The organism is Gimesia panareensis, from assembly GCF_007748155.1.
Lineage (GTDB): Bacteria > Planctomycetota > Planctomycetia > Planctomycetales > Planctomycetaceae > Gimesia > Gimesia panareensis.
In genome coordinates this window covers 3,401,973-3,419,647 of record NZ_CP037421.1, presented here as the reverse complement: position 1 = coordinate 3,419,647, position 17,675 = coordinate 3,401,973, and the positions used below count along the sequence as shown (strand labels likewise).

At 54.0% G+C, this 17,675-nt stretch carries 24 protein-coding genes; 21 read left to right on the top strand and 3 right to left on the bottom strand.

Translation table 11 applies throughout. The annotated features are described in order from the left end of the window. The first annotated feature begins 59 nt into the window (after positions 1–59). The gene (locus Enr10x_RS12955) at positions 60–677 is read left to right on the top strand and encodes a hypothetical protein (RefSeq protein WP_145449695.1); all 618 of its coding nucleotides are present in this window, start codon (positions 60–62) and stop codon (positions 675–677) included. 12 nt (positions 678–689) lie between these two features. Here Enr10x_RS12955 and Enr10x_RS12950 read toward each other — a convergent pair whose 3' ends face one another. After that, the gene (locus Enr10x_RS12950) at positions 690–2,261 is read right to left on the bottom strand and encodes a glycoside hydrolase family protein (RefSeq protein ID WP_145449692.1); all 1,572 of its coding nucleotides are present in this window, start codon (positions 2,259–2,261) and stop codon (positions 690–692) included. A gap of 267 nt (positions 2,262–2,528) precedes the next feature. On the opposite strand from Enr10x_RS12950, the gene Enr10x_RS30525 reads away from it, so the two are divergent. From Enr10x_RS30525 to Enr10x_RS12875, 15 genes are all read left to right on the top strand, one after another. After that, positions 2,529–2,789 (top strand): poly(ADP-ribose) glycohydrolase domain-containing protein, encoded by a 261-nt coding sequence (locus tag Enr10x_RS30525; RefSeq protein WP_145449689.1) that lies wholly within the window; start codon positions 2,529–2,531, stop codon positions 2,787–2,789. Continuing rightward, positions 2,786–3,406 carry a TIGR02452 family protein gene (locus tag Enr10x_RS12940; protein WP_261343261.1) on the top strand — a complete coding sequence of 207 codons (621 nt, stop codon included), beginning with the start codon at positions 2,786–2,788 and terminating at the stop codon, positions 3,404–3,406. Before Enr10x_RS30525 ends, Enr10x_RS12940 begins: the two co-directional genes overlap by 4 nt. Positions 3,407–3,555: 149 nt before the next feature. Further along, positions 3,556–4,395, top strand: a complete 840-nt coding sequence (locus tag Enr10x_RS12935; RefSeq protein WP_145449683.1) for a tetratricopeptide repeat protein — start codon at positions 3,556–3,558, stop codon at positions 4,393–4,395. Positions 4,396–4,563: 168 nt separating this feature from the next. After that, positions 4,564–5,112, top strand: a complete 549-nt coding sequence (locus tag Enr10x_RS12930) for a cysteine hydrolase family protein (protein ID WP_145449680.1) — start codon at positions 4,564–4,566, stop codon at positions 5,110–5,112. Between the two features lie 136 nt (positions 5,113–5,248). Further along, complete coding sequence (locus Enr10x_RS12925; RefSeq protein WP_145449677.1) at positions 5,249–6,175, top strand: hypothetical protein; 927 nt, start codon at positions 5,249–5,251, stop codon at positions 6,173–6,175. Positions 6,176–6,394: 219 nt separating this feature from the next. Further along, complete coding sequence (locus Enr10x_RS12920; RefSeq protein ID WP_145449674.1) at positions 6,395–7,579, top strand: serine hydrolase domain-containing protein; 1,185 nt, start codon at positions 6,395–6,397, stop codon at positions 7,577–7,579. 133 nt (positions 7,580–7,712) lie between these two features. Next, a complete protein-coding gene (locus Enr10x_RS12915; protein ID WP_145449671.1) occupies positions 7,713–8,411 on the top strand; it encodes a class I SAM-dependent methyltransferase in 699 nt (232 codons plus the stop codon). 118 nt (positions 8,412–8,529) lie between these two features. Further along, the gene (locus Enr10x_RS12910; RefSeq protein ID WP_145449668.1) at positions 8,530–9,090 is read left to right on the top strand and encodes an RDD family protein; all 561 of its coding nucleotides are present in this window, start codon (positions 8,530–8,532) and stop codon (positions 9,088–9,090) included. A 37-nt stretch (positions 9,091–9,127) separates the two neighbouring features. Next, complete coding sequence (locus Enr10x_RS12905) at positions 9,128–9,787, top strand: suppressor of fused domain protein (protein WP_145449665.1); 660 nt, start codon at positions 9,128–9,130, stop codon at positions 9,785–9,787. 12 nt (positions 9,788–9,799) lie between these two features. After that, positions 9,800–10,114 (top strand): hypothetical protein, encoded by a 315-nt coding sequence (locus Enr10x_RS12900; RefSeq protein WP_145449662.1) that lies wholly within the window; start codon positions 9,800–9,802, stop codon positions 10,112–10,114. A gap of 33 nt (positions 10,115–10,147) precedes the next feature. Continuing rightward, on the top strand, positions 10,148–10,498 hold the full coding sequence (locus tag Enr10x_RS12895) for a hypothetical protein (protein ID WP_145107151.1): 351 nt from the start codon (positions 10,148–10,150) through the stop codon (positions 10,496–10,498). Between the two features lie 18 nt (positions 10,499–10,516). Then, the gene (locus Enr10x_RS12890; RefSeq protein WP_145449660.1) at positions 10,517–10,750 is read left to right on the top strand and encodes a hypothetical protein; all 234 of its coding nucleotides are present in this window, start codon (positions 10,517–10,519) and stop codon (positions 10,748–10,750) included. 36 nt (positions 10,751–10,786) lie between these two features. Continuing rightward, complete coding sequence (locus tag Enr10x_RS12885; protein WP_145449656.1) at positions 10,787–11,338, top strand: DMP19 family protein; 552 nt, start codon at positions 10,787–10,789, stop codon at positions 11,336–11,338. A gap of 116 nt (positions 11,339–11,454) precedes the next feature. Next, complete coding sequence (locus Enr10x_RS12880; RefSeq protein WP_145449653.1) at positions 11,455–11,823, top strand: hypothetical protein; 369 nt, start codon at positions 11,455–11,457, stop codon at positions 11,821–11,823. Between the two features lie 102 nt (positions 11,824–11,925). After that, positions 11,926–12,573 (top strand): hypothetical protein, encoded by a 648-nt coding sequence (locus Enr10x_RS12875; RefSeq protein WP_145449650.1) that lies wholly within the window; start codon positions 11,926–11,928, stop codon positions 12,571–12,573. A gap of 27 nt (positions 12,574–12,600) precedes the next feature. On the opposite strand, the gene Enr10x_RS12870 is transcribed toward Enr10x_RS12875, so the two are convergent. Beyond that, positions 12,601–13,158, bottom strand: a complete 558-nt coding sequence (locus tag Enr10x_RS12870) for a hypothetical protein (protein WP_145449647.1) — start codon at positions 13,156–13,158, stop codon at positions 12,601–12,603. Positions 13,159–13,477: 319 nt separating this feature from the next. On the opposite strand from Enr10x_RS12870, the gene Enr10x_RS12865 reads away from it, so the two are divergent. Together Enr10x_RS12865 and Enr10x_RS12860 are read left to right on the top strand one after the other, a co-directional pair. Beyond that, positions 13,478–13,930 carry a hypothetical protein gene (locus tag Enr10x_RS12865; protein WP_145449644.1) on the top strand — a complete coding sequence of 151 codons (453 nt, stop codon included), beginning with the start codon at positions 13,478–13,480 and terminating at the stop codon, positions 13,928–13,930. Positions 13,931–13,966: 36 nt separating this feature from the next. Further along, positions 13,967–14,302, top strand: coding sequence for a hypothetical protein (locus Enr10x_RS12860; protein WP_145449642.1), 336 nt, complete (start codon positions 13,967–13,969; stop codon positions 14,300–14,302). Here Enr10x_RS12860 and Enr10x_RS12855 read toward each other — a convergent pair. After that, positions 14,297–15,126 (bottom strand): IS5 family transposase gene (locus Enr10x_RS12855; protein WP_390620441.1). Its coding sequence is split into 2 segments (ribosomal slippage): positions 14,297–14,736 and positions 14,736–15,126, totalling 831 coding nucleotides; the frame shifts between segments, so codons are not numbered across the junction. The genes Enr10x_RS12860 and Enr10x_RS12855 overlap by 6 nt on opposite strands. Positions 15,127–15,507: 381 nt before the next feature. Here Enr10x_RS12855 and Enr10x_RS12850 point away from each other — a divergent pair. The 3 genes from Enr10x_RS12850 to Enr10x_RS12840 all read left to right on the top strand — a co-directional run bounded on the left by Enr10x_RS12850 (position 15,508) and on the right by Enr10x_RS12840 (position 17,647). Then, positions 15,508–16,014, top strand: a complete 507-nt coding sequence (locus Enr10x_RS12850) for a hypothetical protein (RefSeq protein WP_145449639.1) — start codon at positions 15,508–15,510, stop codon at positions 16,012–16,014. Positions 16,015–16,103: 89 nt separating this feature from the next. Continuing rightward, positions 16,104–16,697 (top strand): DUF4291 domain-containing protein, encoded by a 594-nt coding sequence (locus Enr10x_RS12845; protein ID WP_145449636.1) that lies wholly within the window; start codon positions 16,104–16,106, stop codon positions 16,695–16,697. A gap of 86 nt (positions 16,698–16,783) precedes the next feature. Beyond that, complete coding sequence (locus Enr10x_RS12840) at positions 16,784–17,647, top strand: alpha/beta fold hydrolase (protein WP_145449634.1); 864 nt, start codon at positions 16,784–16,786, stop codon at positions 17,645–17,647. Positions 17,648–17,675: the final 28 nt, after the last annotated feature.

The following is a 17,675-nucleotide window of genomic DNA, read 5'->3' as shown; positions in this document are numbered from 1 at the left end:
AAGCTTTGGATGAAATATGAAGTTCATAAAGAGGTGAAAGAACTTCTCAAGGTGGAATTATGAGTAATCGTGAAGAATTACTTTTGAAAATGTACGATCAAATGTTTAATGACATCAATCGTCACATTTTAGTGATCTGGCAGAGCATAAGTGTTCTAATTGGAGCTTTTGCGATTCTTGCACTTGTAGAAAAAAAAGTGGTGCCTTTAGATATAGCCACTAGTATTATCTTACTTCTCTGTGCATGGTTGATTGCTCATTCACTAGATGCGTCTTACTGGTATAACAGAAATTTAGTAATTATTGCCAATATAGAAAGACAGTTTCTGAGTGAGGGGGATTTGAAGCAAATTCACTATTATTTTGGCGAGCATAGGCCAAAGAATAAAATGCTAACTCATTTGCGATTACAAGTTGCTTTAGCGTTTGGATTGGGAAGCGTTGTTGTTCTATTTCATTTATTTGAAAGGGTTGTGCCTGGTTTTTCTGCTCCGATTTGCAACTTTGATCTGATGAGATCTATACCATATTTTTTAATTATCGGTGCAATTATTTATCTTTGGCGTCTAAAGAATAAATGTATTAAAAAATATGAAGAGTTTTTAGAAAACTCTCCAGGTAAAGAAATATCAACTAAAGGAATCAGGTACGGCTCAGGACATGGATTCAAAGATTGAGGATATAAGTCCTTAATTCTCAAACTTGAACGAATAGAGATCGGCATCTTTGAGTTTGATCTTTAATCTTACTGGTTTGCCGACGAGGCTGCTGACGTCTGAACCCTTCTTCCAGTTGACGGAGCGGGAGATGGTGTCGCCGAAGAGTTCGATGCAGTCGGCTTCTGTGAAACCCTCGATTGGTTGGCCTTCGGGAGTCTGCAGTTCGACTGTGATGCCGCCGGCGGCGGAGGTGGAGAAGTTGAGCTTGAGCTCTTTGCCTGTGAAGGTGATCGGTTTCGTGGTGATCTCTCCCCCTTTGAGTGGGGCGTTGATCGAGACGAAGCCGTCGATCCGCATGGTGTAGCGACGGAGCTTGCTGCCTTCGCCGGTCCAGTAGCCTTCGGTGGCGTAGAGGGAGAGTTCATCGGGGGCGCCTGCAATGTCGGATTTGGTTTCGACCAGCTGCCAGGCGATGTACTGATGCCCGTAGTTCCAGGTGTCTTTGCGTTCGATGCCGGGACGCAGGAAGGCTTCGGGCCAGCGTTTGAAATTGACGCCGTCACGGCTGGTCATGAACAGGCCTTCGGTGATCGCCATGCCGTAACGGTTGGAGATGGAGGATCGCATCTTGCGGTGTTTGAACTCGGGCAGCTGTTCCATGGATTTCGACCAGCCCCGTTCCACGTAGCGGGTGGGAAAGCCGACGAGAATGTGCGGTGCGCGGTAGTAGGGTTTGATCTGGTTTGTGTAAAGCTGCTCGGGGGGCGCGTTGCCGTATTTCAGGTCCTGGGGTTCGCTCCAGTGGATGAAGTCGTCTGATGTGGCGGTGCGGATGTCGCGGAGGCCGGAGGGTTTCCAGTTCTTTTCATTGGTGGTGCCCTTGGTGAAGTAACGCCAGTAGGCCCGGTATTGTTTCGTGGCCGGGTCCCAGAAGGCGAGGTTTTCGGAATCGAAGGCCCCCTTGGTGATGACCGGTTCTTCCGCCATCAGCGACCAGTGAATGCCGTCGGGCGATTTGAGGGCCAGTAGACCGTGTGTGCCGCGGGAACGGAGGATGGCTTTGTATTTCGCATCGGGGGGACAGGCGGGGTTTTCGTCTTTGAAGACGGCGGGGTGCACGGGATCGGGTTTGGCGGACTTCATCCAGTCGCGGCGGGCTTTACCGATGACGATGTTGTTGTGCTTGTCACCGCTGCCGGGCGGGAAGGAAAAGAGGCCCAGGTCGGGGCGTGTCCAGTGAATGCCGTCGTCGCTCTCGGCGTAACAGGTGAAGTTGCTGTTGGCGGGGCCGAATTTCTTCTCCTGGACGTTGAGGTGCCAGGCTTTGTAGTACATGCGGTATTTGTCGCCATCCTTGAAGATGCTCTGATAGCCGCAGCCACTCCCCTCCCACGGTTTGTCGTAAGTGAAGACGACTTCGCGGGGTGTGGGATGATGCAGTTCGAAGCGGGCGTTGTCGCTGCGGGAGTCGATCAGGGTGTCGTCAACGAGCAGTTCGAGCCGGGAGCCGATGGGGATGGGTTCTGCTGCGAAACTGGCGGCTGTGGTGAGCAGGCTCAGGGTGAAACAGACGAGTAAGACGAGGCGGGCAATGCGTGGCATGATGTTGATCCTGTGCTGGAGTGTGTATGAGCAGTTCTCATTCTAACCAGATTTACGCAATGAATGAAAGTCTGTTATGTATGAAGCAGCACTGTCGGTCAAGCCGACAGTGGCACCCGACCCCAGGATGAGAAAGGCCAGAAACGGGGTGGTTTGATTAAAAAAGCGTGAACCTGTTTCAGGTGAACTTGTCGTAATTTATACACTAAGGTAGAATGGTAGTGAATCATAGAAGAATAAAAACAAGAATGAGAAAGGATTGTGACTATGAGGAGTCGATCAGGACGTGCCAATCTGGCGAAGACGACACTGCAGGTGATGGATGTGGGGCGGTATGTGAATCCGCAGGGAGAATCGGTTTCGATTGCTGAGGCAATGGAGGCCTGTAACGCGGGTTCGGAATTTTACACTCCCGGGGAACTGGAGCGGTTGCGGGAAGAGGTCGTGTCGGACCCTGCCCTTATGACGGAACCCGGTTTGAACTGGCGAATGAGACGACGCTCGAAGGAGCGCATGCGCTGGCATTGAGCGAAAATGCAGGACGGATCGGTGTGTTGAATTTTGCTTCCGCGAAAAATCCGGGCGGTGGCTTTCTGGGAGGCAGCCAGGCGCAGGAGGAGAGCCTGGCGCGGAGTTCGGCGTTGTATGGTTCGCTGAACCTGTTTCATACGGAATTCTATGAGACTCATCGGAACCAGAAAGATGCCTTTTATTCGGACCGGATGATCTATTCGCCCGGGTGTCCCGTGTTTCGGGATGATGCAGGGGCATTTCTGGATGCGAGTTATCAGGTGGACTTTCTGACGAGCCCGGCGCCCAATGCGGGGGCGATTCAGAAGCACCGACCATTGATGGTGGCAGAGATTCCCGGAGTGCTGCAGGCGCGGATGGATAAGGTACTCGCATTGTTTGCCAGCAAGGGCTGTGCTACGCTGGTACTGGGTGCCTGGGGTTGTGGTGTGTTTTGCAACTGTCCCCAGATGGTGGCCGCGAGTTTTGCGGAGTTCCTGAAGCCGGGGGGGCCTTACCACGGACGTTTCCGGCAGGTGCGGTTTTCGGTGCTGGACACGGCGAACGGGCTGCCGATTTATGGTGCTTTTGCAGAGTACTTTGGCTCGGCGAAAGACTTGAAATTTCAAAATTAATGATGATGCAGGACGCTGGTTCGAGCACTGTTGGTCAAGCCGACAGTGGCACCCCGGTGGAGGATAATGGGACTGCCAGGGAATTGAATTTACCAGGAAAAGCGCGAAAGACACGAAAGTCTAACTTATATGAAAGGAAGTGAGTGCGGATGTCGTCTGGGGATGAGAATCAGGAAGAGAGAGAGCCGGACCTGCGTGAGTTTCGAGTGGGTGTGCGGGTTGATCTGGAGGAGGGCCTGCAGTCAATCGGGATGGAGGTGGTCAACGGTCTGATTAACCTGGGAGGGAGGATTGTCGCCCTGGAGGGGGGCGGAGCGATCATGCGCAAGCTCGATCCCCACGAGGAGAAGCTGGAGAAAATGACCCTGGCGGGTTGCGACATGCAGGTGATTATGGATGTCTCGGGGATTGGGGAGACGCCGGCTTCGCAGGAACACGATCGCCTGTATCGGGCGGGACTGGACCTGATCAATCCCTATATGCAGATCGTGGGACGCGAGACGCAGCCGGCGGATTCGGAAACAGCGCAGGAAGAACTGAAACGGGGCATTGAAATGCTCAAGTGGGTGTTGGAGATCAACCCGGGAAACGGATCTGCGTGGTGGATCATCGGTAAAGCGGAGCAGGCGCTGGATAATACGGAGGCGGCCTGTGATGCGTTCCGGCAGGCGTATCGGCTGAAGGATAACAATGCGGATACGGCTCGGGAATATATGTATGAGTGTCTCAAGCTGGGGCGGACCGCTCAGGCGATTGCAGCGGCCCGGCATGCAAAAGAACTCAAGCCGGACGATATGGGGCTGGTGGCGAACCTGGCGCTGGCACTGCTGATTGGCGGAGAACTCGACGAGGCGGCCGAGGAGATTGAGGTCGCAGTCGCGGGGGCGCCCGATGATCCGATTAATGTGAATCTGCAGCAGCGGATCGCGGAGGTACGGGCGGGGACAGTTCCACCGCCTAAGAACCTGGCCGACATGGATGGCACTTGAAACCGTGGGACTACCACGAAATTTTTTTTTCTACCACGAAAGACACGAAAAGCACGAAAGGAAAAAGTGCACGAAAGTCAGCACCAATGTTCTTTGCTTGCCGGTGAGTTGTGTGTCTGACATGATATTGGATCTCTTACTGATTGAAATTTCTTTTAAGGAGCGTTCATGAGTCGGGCATTGCTGGTGATTGATATGCAGAATGAGTATTTTACGGGAGCGCTGCCGATCACGTATCCGGCGGGGCACCTGGAACGGATTCTGGAAGCGATGGACGCTGCGAGTGAGAAGCAGGTGCCTGTGATTGTGATACAGCATCATATGACCGATCCGAAGATGCCGTTCTTTCAGAAGGGGACGCCGGACTGGGAACTGCATCCCGAAGTGGCGAAGCGTCCCTGTGATCTGATGATCGAGAAAACCCTGCCGGGCAGTTTCACAGGGACGGAGCTGGATGCCTGGCTGCGGGAGCACAATATCGATACGGTGACGATTGCCGGCTACATGACTCATATGTGCTGTGACACGACGGCCCGCCAGGCGGTGCATCGTGGGTTTACGGTGGAGTTTCTGAGTGATGCGACGGGGACGCTGCCGCTGTCGAATTCGGCCGGTGAGGTCACGGCGGAAGAGCTGCACAGGTCGATACTGTGTGCGCAGCAGATGATGTTGAGTGAAGTGCTGGATGTGGAAACCTGGAAGGAGCGGTTGTCATAAATTCCGACTGTCAACCTCTGCCTTTTATAATTCGGTGACCTGGCGCCGTCCCTGTAAAAATCTTTTGGTCCCGGATACTTTTTCGGGTAAAATAGACTCAATCTTCTTTGATGATTCAATTAAGGAAGGATGAGCCATGTCTAATCTATCCCACGCTGAAGTTGCTGATAAACTCAAGGAGTTGAAACTGGAGCTGTCTCCGAAGATTTCGTATCGACTGGAGACGCTGTTTCCCCGGATTGAGGGCTGGTCCGCCAAGGGTTGGATCAGGGTGAAGTTCAGGGCTGTGAAGCAACTGGAACCCCTGCTGGAAGAAATCCTCTTGAAGGGGGAGCAGGTTTTACTGGTGACCAGCGGGAATGAATGGACATTATCCCGGCTGTTTCGCAAAGGCGGGCTGAAAGCCGCATCGACGTCCTGCCGGGCCATTGTGATGACGAATCTGCGTGTGCTCAGCTTCCGGACCAAAGACAATGGCAGGCCGCTCAATATGATCTGGTCGATCTATTACAGCCAGCTGGAATCCCTGGAAGTGAGCTTACTCGGGTATACCAGGCTGGAACTGAGAGACGGTGAGAAACTCCACTACCCGAACATCAATAAAGAAGATCAGAGATGGATGCAGCACCTGGCCGCGGAGAACCGTCAGATCTTCAGAGATCACCACTTTGATCCTCCAGTGACGCAATCGTGCGAACAGCTGTGCGGTCAATGTTTTGGGGCGATCCCGGCTGACCATTATGAATGCCGACACTGTGGGGCTGTGTACTGGAGCCCCCTGGAGATTGGGATCCGCAGTTTTCTGTTCCCCTCCTGGGGAGAAATTCTGATGAAGAACTATCTGATGGCTTATTTCGAGTTTAACCTGTTTTTCCTGTTCTTCATGATGGCTTTACTTGCCGCTTTTAAAGGCATGTATTTCACCGGCATGTCACTGTTTGTACTGACATGCCTGCTGGATGCCGTACTCAACATGCAGGCGGCTGCGAAAGGACTGTATTTGAAGAAGGCTTCTCCCATCAGCATGAAGGCTGAAAGCCCTCCTCGATCGAGCGCACTTTAACCAGATGGGGATCCACTCACGTTATACGGGTTATCGGGTTGCGGACGCTGCAGAGCAGTTATAAAGCCTGGGCGGGTCATTGTATGTCGATTGACTGATGTCTCTGTTTTTTACACGATGATTCCACAGCTGCCTTTGCAGATGCACGATAAACAGAGAGCGGGCTCAGGTGATCAAGACCATTCAAACTTGTTTGTTTACATCGAGCGGGAGTGAGAGATGAAATTATTGCGTGGCCGGGCGGGATTTTTGCTGGTGGCAGCGAGTCTGTTGATTGTGCAGACGCCACTGGCAGCACAGAATATCAATCATAAGCTGACCCCCTATCTGAAATCGGGAAATCTGCCGGCGTTGGCTGCTGCGGTGGTGGAACAGGGTACAATCACCGAATTTGGCGTCGTCGGAACCCGGAAAATGGGGGCGGAGATTCCAGTCACCATTCATGATAAGTTTCACTTGGGCTCTGACGGCAAAGCGATGACCGCGACCATTGCCGCGATGATGATCGAAGAAGGGAAGCTGAAGTGGGATTCCACGCTGGAGGACGTGTTTCCGGAACTGAAGGACACAATGGCGCCTGGTGTTGGGAAGGTGACACTGGAAGAGCTGCTGTCTCATACGAGTGGAATGCGAGCCGACGATGAGAACCTGATGCAGTTGCTAAAGGATTCTTTCGACGTGGATGGGGATCTGAATGATCTGCGGTACTGGCTGCTGAAGGAATCGGTCAAGCTGCCCCTGGAGACGAAGCCCTCCACTGCCTGGAAATACAACAACCGCGGGTATACGATTGCCGGCGCGATGATTGAGCGTGTGAGCGGCAAAGCCTGGGATGAGCTGATTGTCGAGCGGATCTTTGAACCGTTTCAGCTGACGACCGCCGGTCTGGGGACACAGTCGACCCTGGGTAAAATTGATGCACCACTGGGACACGTGGTTCAGAAAGACGGTCAGGTCAAGGCTTACATGGCGGGCCCGAATGCGGATAACCCGATGATCCTGGGGCCGGCGGGCTGCCTGCACCTGTCGATTCTGGATCTGGCGACCTGGGCCGGCTGGAACGCCGGTAACGGGACGCGGCCTCCGTGCAATATCGTCAAACCGGAAACCGTGAAGAAGATTCACACCCCTGTCTTCACAATCAAAGGGGACAAGCCGGCTCGTCCGGGAACGCCGCCCAATGGGAAATATGCCCATGGCTGGGGCTGGTTGACAGTGGACTGGGCTCCGTATCCCCTGCTCTATCATGCCGGCTCGAATGGGAAGAATCTGGCCCAGATCTGGATTGATAAAGAGAAAGATATCGCGATCGTGATGATGACCAACATCGGCGGCATCCAGGCGGACGAGGCGCTACGGGAACTGGCTAAAGAGCTCTATCTGAATGCTGTGGCCCGCTACTAAATCAAAGCTTCCGGATTCGGGACTGGTACAGGCTCCGTTCTCGCGATGATTGTCGCGGGGACGGAGCCGTGTTATAAGACAGAACTGACATACGCAATGCGAGTCAATTCACTTCTGCCGGGAGCCCAGTCTGATGTCCAATCCGATGTATTCCGAATTTGCAGCCGCGTATGCGTCGGCGATCCGCAATAACAGCTACAACGCAGGGTATGACCGCCCTTCTCTGCTGGCACTGCTGCCGGAGCTGAAGGGGCTGAAAGTTCTCGATCTGGGATGCGGTCCGGGCGTGTATGCCGAAATTCTGCTCAGCAAGGGGGCGGAAGTGACTGCGGTGGACCGATCGGCGGAAATGGTCGCCCTGGTGAAACAGAACCTGGGAGAGGCGGTGTGCTGTTATGAGCAGGATCTGGCATTGGGACTGCCCCGGGAAGCGGATGGGGCGTATGACCTGGCGATCTGCCCGCTGGCGCTGCATTACCTGGAAGATTTCACGCCTTTGCTCTCAGAGGTGAGACGCGTGCTCCAGCCGGGCGGGCTGTTTGTGTTTTCCACTCATCATCCGTTCGTCGATTATTCGTTTTCTCCGAGCGGGAATTATTTTCTGACGGAGAAAATCGTCGACGAGTGGAATACGGTGGGAGAGCCGGTGCGCGTGGAGTATTACCGGCGGCCTTTGTCTGCGATTCTGCAGCCGCTAATCGACGCGGGGTTCCTGATCGTGGAATTGAGCGAAGGCCGGCCGGAGGCAGGCATGCAGCAGAGCGATCCGGAAAGCTACCAGAAACTGTCGACGGCACCCGGGTTTCTGTTTGTGAAATGCCGGGTTGCCTGAACGGCGACACCTGGACTGAATGTTTGCACATCTGGCTGGTGAGCTGTAGAATACAGGGCTGATTGAAGTTCGGTTCAATCAGTAAACATCTCTATTTCACAGTCAGGAATCATGCAGGATGGCAGGAGTTGCACGGGATCGTTCCCTGGGGGAAGGCGTTTACTTTGCGCCTGACGATTACCTCGGTTTTCGCCGTCGCCTGATCATTTCGCTGGTGGATGTCAGCCTTGTTTTTCTGCTCTGGATCCCGATTTGGATCCTTTTTACATATGTGCCGTACGAATTTGTGCTGACTCCGGACCTGGTCTGGTTCTTTTGCTGCTGGTGCTATCTGGCCGTGCTGCGACCCTCGCGCGTGCGGAGTGTGGGCTACTGGGTGACGGGGGCCCGGATTGTCACCCTGCGGGGCACAAAGCCTTCTGTGTTGCGGATGACGTATCGCCTGTTGCTGAATCTTTACTCTCCCTTCAACCTGCTGTTTGATCTGCTGTGGGTGGGAGTGGACCGGGATCGCCAGTCACTGACCGACCGGTACGCCGGGACCTGCGTGGTGCGAAAGAACGCGGTGCCTGCGGGGCAAGCTGAAATTCATTACGCCTGTTACACGGCGATGACGTTTGTCTATTTTTATCCCTGTGTGGTGTTGCCTCGGGTGAATGGGGTTGCGGAGAGCCATTGAATTCTCAAATTACGGCTCTTGTTTCAGGAGAATTTGAATGTGGAACTGGCTGAAGAATCTGTTTTCGCGGAAGAAGGAGTATAAGGAGTATGACGAAGCGGCTGCAGAGGCCTGGTATGATGAAAAAAGCAGATTGATGGAAGCGATCCTCGGCAAAGAGCACGATATGGTGATGCATGCCATGATTCCCTATGCGCTGGGAGGCGCACTGGATCTGTATTATTTCCCGAATGGCATTGAAGGAGTGGCCGTGGCGACGAAAGAACTGTCTGAGGGACCGGGTGAGGGTTCGACAAATGACTGGTTCGACTGCTACGAACTGGCGATGTTCACAAAAGAGGAACTTTCGCTGGAGGACGCTCATCACGAGGAGACCGGGTTTGGCGCCATCCACACGAATATCAATGCGATCCTGAATTGTATCGCGCGTTACAGCGAACAGGCGCGGCTGAACCCGGGGGAAACATGCGAATTTCCGGAAGATATGGATACCGTCGGCGGAAAATGTTTGATCTTTGACGGTTATGGTGCGTTCGATAACGCGGACAGGCAGCCGTTCGGGATCCTGGCGGTGATCGAAGTGTTTCGGCCTGAGATGGAGTTTGCCCGCGAGAACGGAGGCCATCAATTGATTGAACGTTTGAAGGCGGCGGGGCACTATCCGTATTCGGATCTGGATCGTGAGCCTGTCGTTTGAGAGGTGACTAAGATGGATCAGAACAGTTTTATCTGGATCGGCAGTATTGGCGGGAGCCTGTTGGGGGTGCTGGGAGGCGTGATTGGCACCTGGTGCAGTATCAGAAACACGAGTGGGCCGCGCGAGAGAGCGTTTATGGTTCGTACGGCGGCAGTAATGTGGTTATTGATTTCGTTCTTTCTGCTGCTGTTGTACTTCCTGGCCGAACCGTGGAACCGGTTGATCTGGATTCCTTACACGATCGGCCTGACGACGGGGATTCATTACTGTAACCGGAGGCAGCAGGCGATTCGTGAAGCAGAGGCCACTAACCACCAGGGACATTGAGACAATTTTTATTTAACAGACAGGATATCAAAAATGGAGAAGCTGTTCGAAGTAATTGGCGAGATCAACGGATTTCTGACCTTACTGGCATCCCTGGCCGCGTTTCTGGTGGTTTTGACCTGGCCCCGCGTAAGAGGGAAAGGCTGGCTGGCAGGAGGGCTGGGACTGATTCTGCTGGGGCAGTCAGGTTGGATGGCGTTCCGGGTGGTGCTGAAAATATTTGGTTCAGAACCGATAATGGGTGGGGATCGCATGTTGTTCTTCAGGATATTTTCTTTGGGGCTGACGAGCCTGACGTTGCTGGGCACGGGGCTGCTGGTGGTTGGGGTCATCCAACTGCGTGGGTGGCTGAAAGCAGGACAGTCATCTATCTGGGAGGACTGATGGTGAGGACATTTTGAAATGCAACAGATTGACTGGATTGTACTGGCAGGGATCATTCTGTTCCTCTGCCTGATGCCGATTGTGCTGGCACGTTGTGTCAAAGATCTGTTTCGACACCCTGGGAGCGCGGGATCGGGAGGCGGCGTGATCGGTGCGCTGGGAGTGCTGGACCGGATCGTGAATCCTGCGGGAGAGCATGTGCAGGAGGCGCAGGAAGTGGAACAGGAAGAAGACGGGATCGGCGGAGAATAATATTTTGATTTTGAGAGATTATTTGCATTTGAGGATATGATGACAGGCGAAGAGGTTGAAGCGTCTATTATTGAGTATCTCCGAGAACAGTATCCTGAAGGGCCGCGCTGGCAGGACCCGCAGTTTCATTGCCTGGAAGCAGAGCCGCTGCAGCTGAAAATGATTCCGGCGTTTGAACGGATCGAATATAACCTGGATAACGGCGGCTGGGCGCAACTGCTCTGGAATTGTATTGGAACGTGGCGGAATCTGCTGGAGATTGCTGCTGAAGGATATGCGTTGATTGGAGCTGAGGCACAGCGGGAAGCGCTGAAGCCGCTCAGCGAGGTACTGAGCCGGGATGAAGCTGAGTGCGCCCGGTATCTGCAACGGGTCACTGAGGAAAATGCGTCCGAGATATTTTCGGACTATACCCGGCGCAGCTATGCGGCACCAGGAAATGAATGGGAGCAGGCATTTTATTATGATTCAGGGATCAATGAACTGCGTCTTGCGTGGCTGGAAGCACATGCGGAAGAAATCCAGGCGCTGCTGTGTCCCGATCGCAGTTTCTGGTCGCGTTGGAAACATTTCATGAGAAAACGGTAGTGCTGGATTGGCAGAGTGAAATGGATTGGTGAGGCCTATGTGCATGGGTGGACTGCTTTAGCAGACAGCTCCCGATGAATTGCGACAACTTTAAATCAGCTTTCAGGAGAGAGACCTTGGAGAGCATCTGGCAAATACTGGTCAACATCGATGAATTTCTGATCATTGGGGCATCCCTGGCGGGGCTGGTGTTTGTGCTGACCTGGCCCCGAGTGAGAGGGAAAGGCTTGATGGCTGGCGGACTGGGACTGATTCTGATTTCTGAATTGAGGCCGCTCCTGGTGCCACTGTTTGCGAAATGGTTCGATGGCCAGCCCCTGATGGGACCAGACGAATACAGGGATTTCTGGTACTTTTCGTTCTTTATGCTGAACCTGTCGGTGCTGGGTAAGATTCTGCTGGCGGTGGCCGTGTTTCAGCTGCGTGGCGGGTTGCGATCAGAGCAATCCCTCAGGTTGAACAGTGTGGAAACGGGAGACGACTGATTCAGAAGATTGACTGGCTTGTGCCGGCATGGATTAGAAGATGGAGCATTGCTCCTGTTGGAGAGCACGAGTGGCCGGAGCAATTGAAGAAGGTGCTGGTCAATGAAGTTTCCTGACTTAAACCTGCGTGAATTCAGTATCTGGTTTCTGATGGCTGTGTCAGTTGCCGTTTGTCTGCCCTTGGCCGAGTGGCTGTCATTGTCGAAAGATGGTGATGCCGTTTATCTGTATGTCTCATTTGTGTATTATATCGCGTTTCTGGTTGCGGTTGTCATCTTGCCGGTCTTCCTGGTGCGTCTGTTCCTGAAACGGACCCGTCCGCGGGCGCTGGCCTGGCTGCTGGTCATCGGAATTTATCTTCCCTGTTTCTCGGTGGGAGTCCACCTGGCGAAACAGTACTGGACCGCCGGCTGGGAAGCGTTTTCAGAACGGAGTCAGCCTTTGATTGCTGCGATCAGGGAATATGAGCGTGATCAGGGAAAACCGCCGGAAACCCTGGCTGATCTGGTGCCCGATTACCTGTCTGCGGTTCCCGATACGGGGATCGGGGCCTGCTCCGAGTATCAATATTTTACAGGTAAGCGCGCCCAAAATGAGTTCGAAGGGAATCCCTGGGTACTGCAGGTGATTCCGCCTGTTGCAGGGATCGGCTTTGATCTGGTGCTTTACTTTCCGCAGCAGAATTATCCAAAGCGTGTCTATGGAGGGAGTCTGGAACGCGTGGGCGACTGGGCTTACCTGCATGAGTGACCCGCCCGACGCAATTACCGCGACCGGTTACATCACGCGTTCTCTGTTGCGGATGAGTTCAGCGAAGGACTCATTTGCCGGCAGCAGGACCGCCAGTTTTTCTCTGCTATTGAGACGCAGCATGCTACTGTTGAGCGCATCTTTGAGGTAGTGGTTGACTTCGACGGCTTCCCAGTCCAGGCGGAAGTGGGAGCTGGTCAGCCCCTGCGGGTAACAAACCTCGGTTGCAGAAGCCTGGCGGGGAATGAGCGTCAGGCGGCGGCCCGGGTTCTGGCGATGCAGCAGATGCTCAAACTGAACCGGCAGAGATTCGTCGAGCAGTAAAACCACATCTGCGATCCCCTGCCCATTCGATTTGTCGAAGCGATCCAGCAGCTGGCCGAGTTCGTCTGCGGAGGCGTAATGATGAATTTCCACCTGGGACGCTTCCCGCGCGGACCACAGATGGATTGAATCGTTCAATTCCTGTGCGGCGGTGACTGCGAACTCGTGCGGAGTATCAATCCGGAACCGTCTGCCTGCAGATTGAGCCGGACGGGAGGTGGAGAACAGATCGTTAATCAGATTGGAGAGCATTGTCATCATACATTCCTTGTAAGCGAGACATGGTAGAAGTATCGGTCATCAGAACGTGTTAACTCAAATCTGGTCTGGCAATCTGGGGGAGATCAGGGGAATACTGTGACCCGGTTCTCACACTCGAATCGGGGGCCATTTTCTAAACTGTTTACAATAGAAAACTTCTGTTAAATCCGCTTCGGAGGTGGATTCGCTCCGACAAATCAGGGACCGAAAAAAAGTTCCAGGGATTTGTGTACAATTGTTGCATGTTTATGTACCCTGTTCACTCCTGATTGTACTTCTGACTTGAGATGACACCCGTTAAAGAAAGCTGCCGGACACCATGGATACCGATGATGAGATGCGCCAGTTGAAATCGATGGCGAAATGGATTTTGCTTGCTGTCGTTGTCTTTTTCTCCTCTGGATATTATGCGTTTCAGGAACTGAAATTCATGATCTGGGGCCAGACGGCTGAAGCCACGGTGACGAATGTGTTCGAGACGGCCGAACGCCGAAAGCCGCTGCTGGCGGTGGAGTACACGTTTACCGACACCGAGGGACAGCATCACAGCGAGCGGGACGACGTGCCGCGCAGCTGGCCGAAACCGGGGCCCAAGGTGACAGTGCAGTACCTGTCGGGCGTGGAAGACTCGTCCCGGCTGGAAGGACATTCCAGTACGACGGCGGTCTGGGTCTTTCTGACGTGCTGCGGGTTGATGGCGTTCGGGGTGTTCAAACTGTACCAGATGGCCAGCGAAGCCGTGGACGGTCCTCCCCGCAGGAGAAGGCGGTAGGAGTGATCAGTCTGTCGATAAGAAAGTGTCGGAGTGATGGATGAGCTGAGACCGGATCATGAAGTATGGCATTTAAAATGGTTACCCCCCATCCGGAAGCGGTGGGCGGGAAACTTTGAGGCAGTGATCGCACTCTTCTGTCTCTACTGGCTGCTGTTTGTTCCCGATGCGCATGGCCTGTTTCCTCCGCTGAAGTTTTACCGATTTAATTCTCCCTGGAGGCGGGAGGTGCCCTGGTTTAAATTCATCGTCTGGGGGCTGGGGATTGGCTTCAGCGTGGGAGCAATTCGATTTGGGAATCTGTTTTGTCGGGGACTGGGAATACTCTCTCTAGCTATTCTGCTGCTGTATTTACTAGAAGTGGTTTCATAACTTATTAAGTAAGGTGAACACGCACGCGAGTTGTGCGAATCCTAAAAACAAATGACTGTATCGTTCATATCGTATTACCAGACGACGAAAGTTGAACAGCCAGCTGATGGTGCGTTCGACTTTCCAGCGGCGTCGATATCGCCGCAGAGCACGCCCGTCTTGCGTCGCTGGTTTCACACGGTTCTTGCGATGCGGACAGATCAGCTCTATCTGCCGTTCCGCCAGCTCTGTGCGCAGGGGATCGCTGTCGGCCGCACGATCATAAATCAGGCGATCGGGGTCGCGTGGCAAAACTCGCTGGTCCAGCAGGGATTCAATCAGCTTCACCTCTGCCGGAGAGGCACTGGCACGATCCAAAGCGAGAGGGAGCCCGTTTCCGTCGACCAGCAGCATAAGCTTGGTTCCCTTTCCCCGTTTTGTCTTTCCGACATCGGCGCCCCTTTTTTTGCGGGGCAGAATGTGCCATCCCCGAATGCTTCCGACCAGACAACCAGCTTCCGGCGGTCTAAGTGTTCGAGCAATCGCTGCCACGCTTCCAGGAAGACACCGTCTTCGGTCCATTCCTTGAAACGCCGCCAGCAGGTGCTGGGAGATGGTAAAAATGTTGGTAAATCTTTCCATCGGGCACCGGTCCTTAATACCCAAAGGATTCCTTCGAGGCACTCGCGGGGAGCCACTCTGGGCCGCCCTCCGGCTGCGTTTACCGGTGGTTCTGGAAACAGATCTTTGATCAGAAGCCATTGCTCGTCCGAGAGTTGTGGTTTTGGTTCCGTCCTGGACCCGGTAATGTTGCGACCTGTGGCAGGTCGTGACACGCGGGTCATGGTCATAATGAGACCTCCTTTCTGGGGAGGTACTCCTACAAATACTATACCAAACTGTTCACGTAATTTAGGGTTTTGAAACTACCTCTAGCATTTTGTTTTGTGATGTACAATATAATTGGTTAGGTAGTCAATTACGTGGGGGGATTCCAGCAGTCATCATTCCGCAAACGATGTCTTCACAAAGTCAGGTAGCGTTTTTTAATTCGGATGGTATATACCAAAGTCGTTTCAACCGGGGCTAACGCCCTGCGGCTAATTTTGCTTTTCTGCTGTTGAAGTCCTGAAAACAAGAGTAACAGCATACCCTCGGCCACGCTGAAAACTATTAAATAAACACTACCTGGTACTTGACTGGTTGAGAGCATCAGGGGCCTTGCCATGACACCCGAAAAGTTATTTGATACGACTGCGGATTTCTATCTGCAGTTAATCCACCCTGATCTGGAGGATGCCGGGTTTCGACGGGCTCTGGATGCGTTCTGTGAGTTGCGGGGAGAACTGGATTTCGATCTGGCTCTGGCTCTGCTGCAGGACAGGAACTGGCGGAGTCGACTGCTGGGACTGGTGGTGGGTGCGCTGCTCAGTGAATGGTCACTCGCTCCAGCGGTGGTGGAGTTGATTAAGGAGCCGATTGGGATCTCAATTGTGCCAGCGGGGGCCTGGTTGATGGTACAACACCAGCGAGCCCCGACATTCTCACCAGAAATTGATTTGAGTGAATTTGATCTGGGACTATTTGATGGTGAGGTGGTTTGGATACTGACACGACTGCAGGCGCTGCGGGAGGGGACTTTCACTGTTGATTCTGAAGCGACCGGGCCGAACTTTAAACAGTCGCTGCAGAGCCAGCTGGCACTGTATGCGTTGCTCTGCTCGGTAAACTGAATTCCGGCGAACGTCTGGCGAACAGCGGTGTCATCTGATAAAGGCTCTCTGCGAACAGGGAGCTGCTGACACCGGGTGAGGATCAGGCGATGGCCAGTCTTTATGAAATTCGAGCGGACTATAATCGCGAGACGATCGTGGTGTATCAGGCGTATGCGCCGCAGATTGCTGATGCTGCCCTCGCGGCGCAGAAATTTGTCGCTCCCTTTTCCTTCGGGCGTATGACGTGGATCAAGCCTTCGTTTCTGTGGCTGATGCATCGCAGCAACTGGGGACAGAAATCGGGACAGACGCGGATTCTGGCGGTGCGGATCAGCCGCGCGGGGTGGGAGCGGGCACTTTCACAAGGAGAGCTGACGTCTCCCGAGCAGCGCGTGTATGGATCGGCTTCGGAATGGGAGCAGAAATTTCGCGCTGCGCCGGTGCACATTCAATGGGATACGGAGCGAAGTTCCCGCGGGGCGGCGCTGCCCTGTTTCAGTATTCAGGTGGGGCTCAGCCGTCAGATCATTCGCGAATTCGTGGATGAGTGGATTGTAGGGATCGAAGATCTGACGCCGCTGGTCCGCAAGCTGAATGCGATTCGCACCGAGAGCAGCCGCAGCTTGAAACGGTCTTTGCCGGTCGAGAAAATTTATCCACTGCCGAAAGAATTGGCGCGAAAGCTGTTGATTTCCCGCTGAGATGGTATACAAGTAGAGCCTGTGTAAATTCCTCTCAGCGGGATTGTGTCTGCCCTGCGATACGTGAATGGAAGGCAGGTGAAAGGATGGCGAGAACCGAATCCGGAACGTTCACGACTTCGGACGGGGTGAATCTGCATTACCTCGCGGCGGGTGCTGGTCCCCCACTCGTGCTGCTGCCCGGCTGGTCACAGTCGGCGGCGCTGTTTCAGAAGCAACTGGATGCGTTTAGCGAAAACTACCGCTGTCTGGCGCTGGATTACCGCGGGCATGGGGAGTCGGCCAAGCCGGATTATGGTTATCGTGTCTCCCGGCTGGCGATGGATCTGCGCGAGTTTCTGCAGGCGTTGGAGCTGCAGGATGTCATTCTGCTCGGGCATTCCGCGGGGTGTGCGGTGATCTGGTGCTATCTGGATCTGTTTGGTGAAGCGGGCCTGAAGGGGCTGGTGCTCTGCGATCAGATGATTGCCCGTATTCGTCGTCCGGAATGGTCGGAAGAGGAATGCCGACAGTATGGGGCCGAGGTGGGGGGCGATGAAGTCCTGGCACAGGCGGAACTGGTGGGAGGCCCAGAGGGACCGGCGAAGTCAGCCGAGTTCCTGGCGGGCATGTTTACCGAGAGTTTCTCCGAAGCAGAACTGTTGCAGGTGATTCAAGAGAGCCTGAAGTTTCCCCGTCCGTATGCTGCAGAACTGCTGCTGAGCGTGAGTGCGGCCGACTATCGCGATCTGCTGCCCCGGATTTCGTTGCCCGCGCTGTGTATTGGCGGCGCGGCCAGTCACCTGGGACCTGCGGCAATGCCCTGGATTGCCGCACAGGTTCCCCGCGGGGAGCTGGTGATGATCGCTGCGGATGCAGGGGGCAGCCATTTCATGTACCTGGAGAATCCGGAGGCGTTTAATAGTGCGGTGAAGAAGTTCTGCGATGCGTTAGAGCTCGAAGACAGGTAGTATTATTTGAACTATAGTGAAACAGACT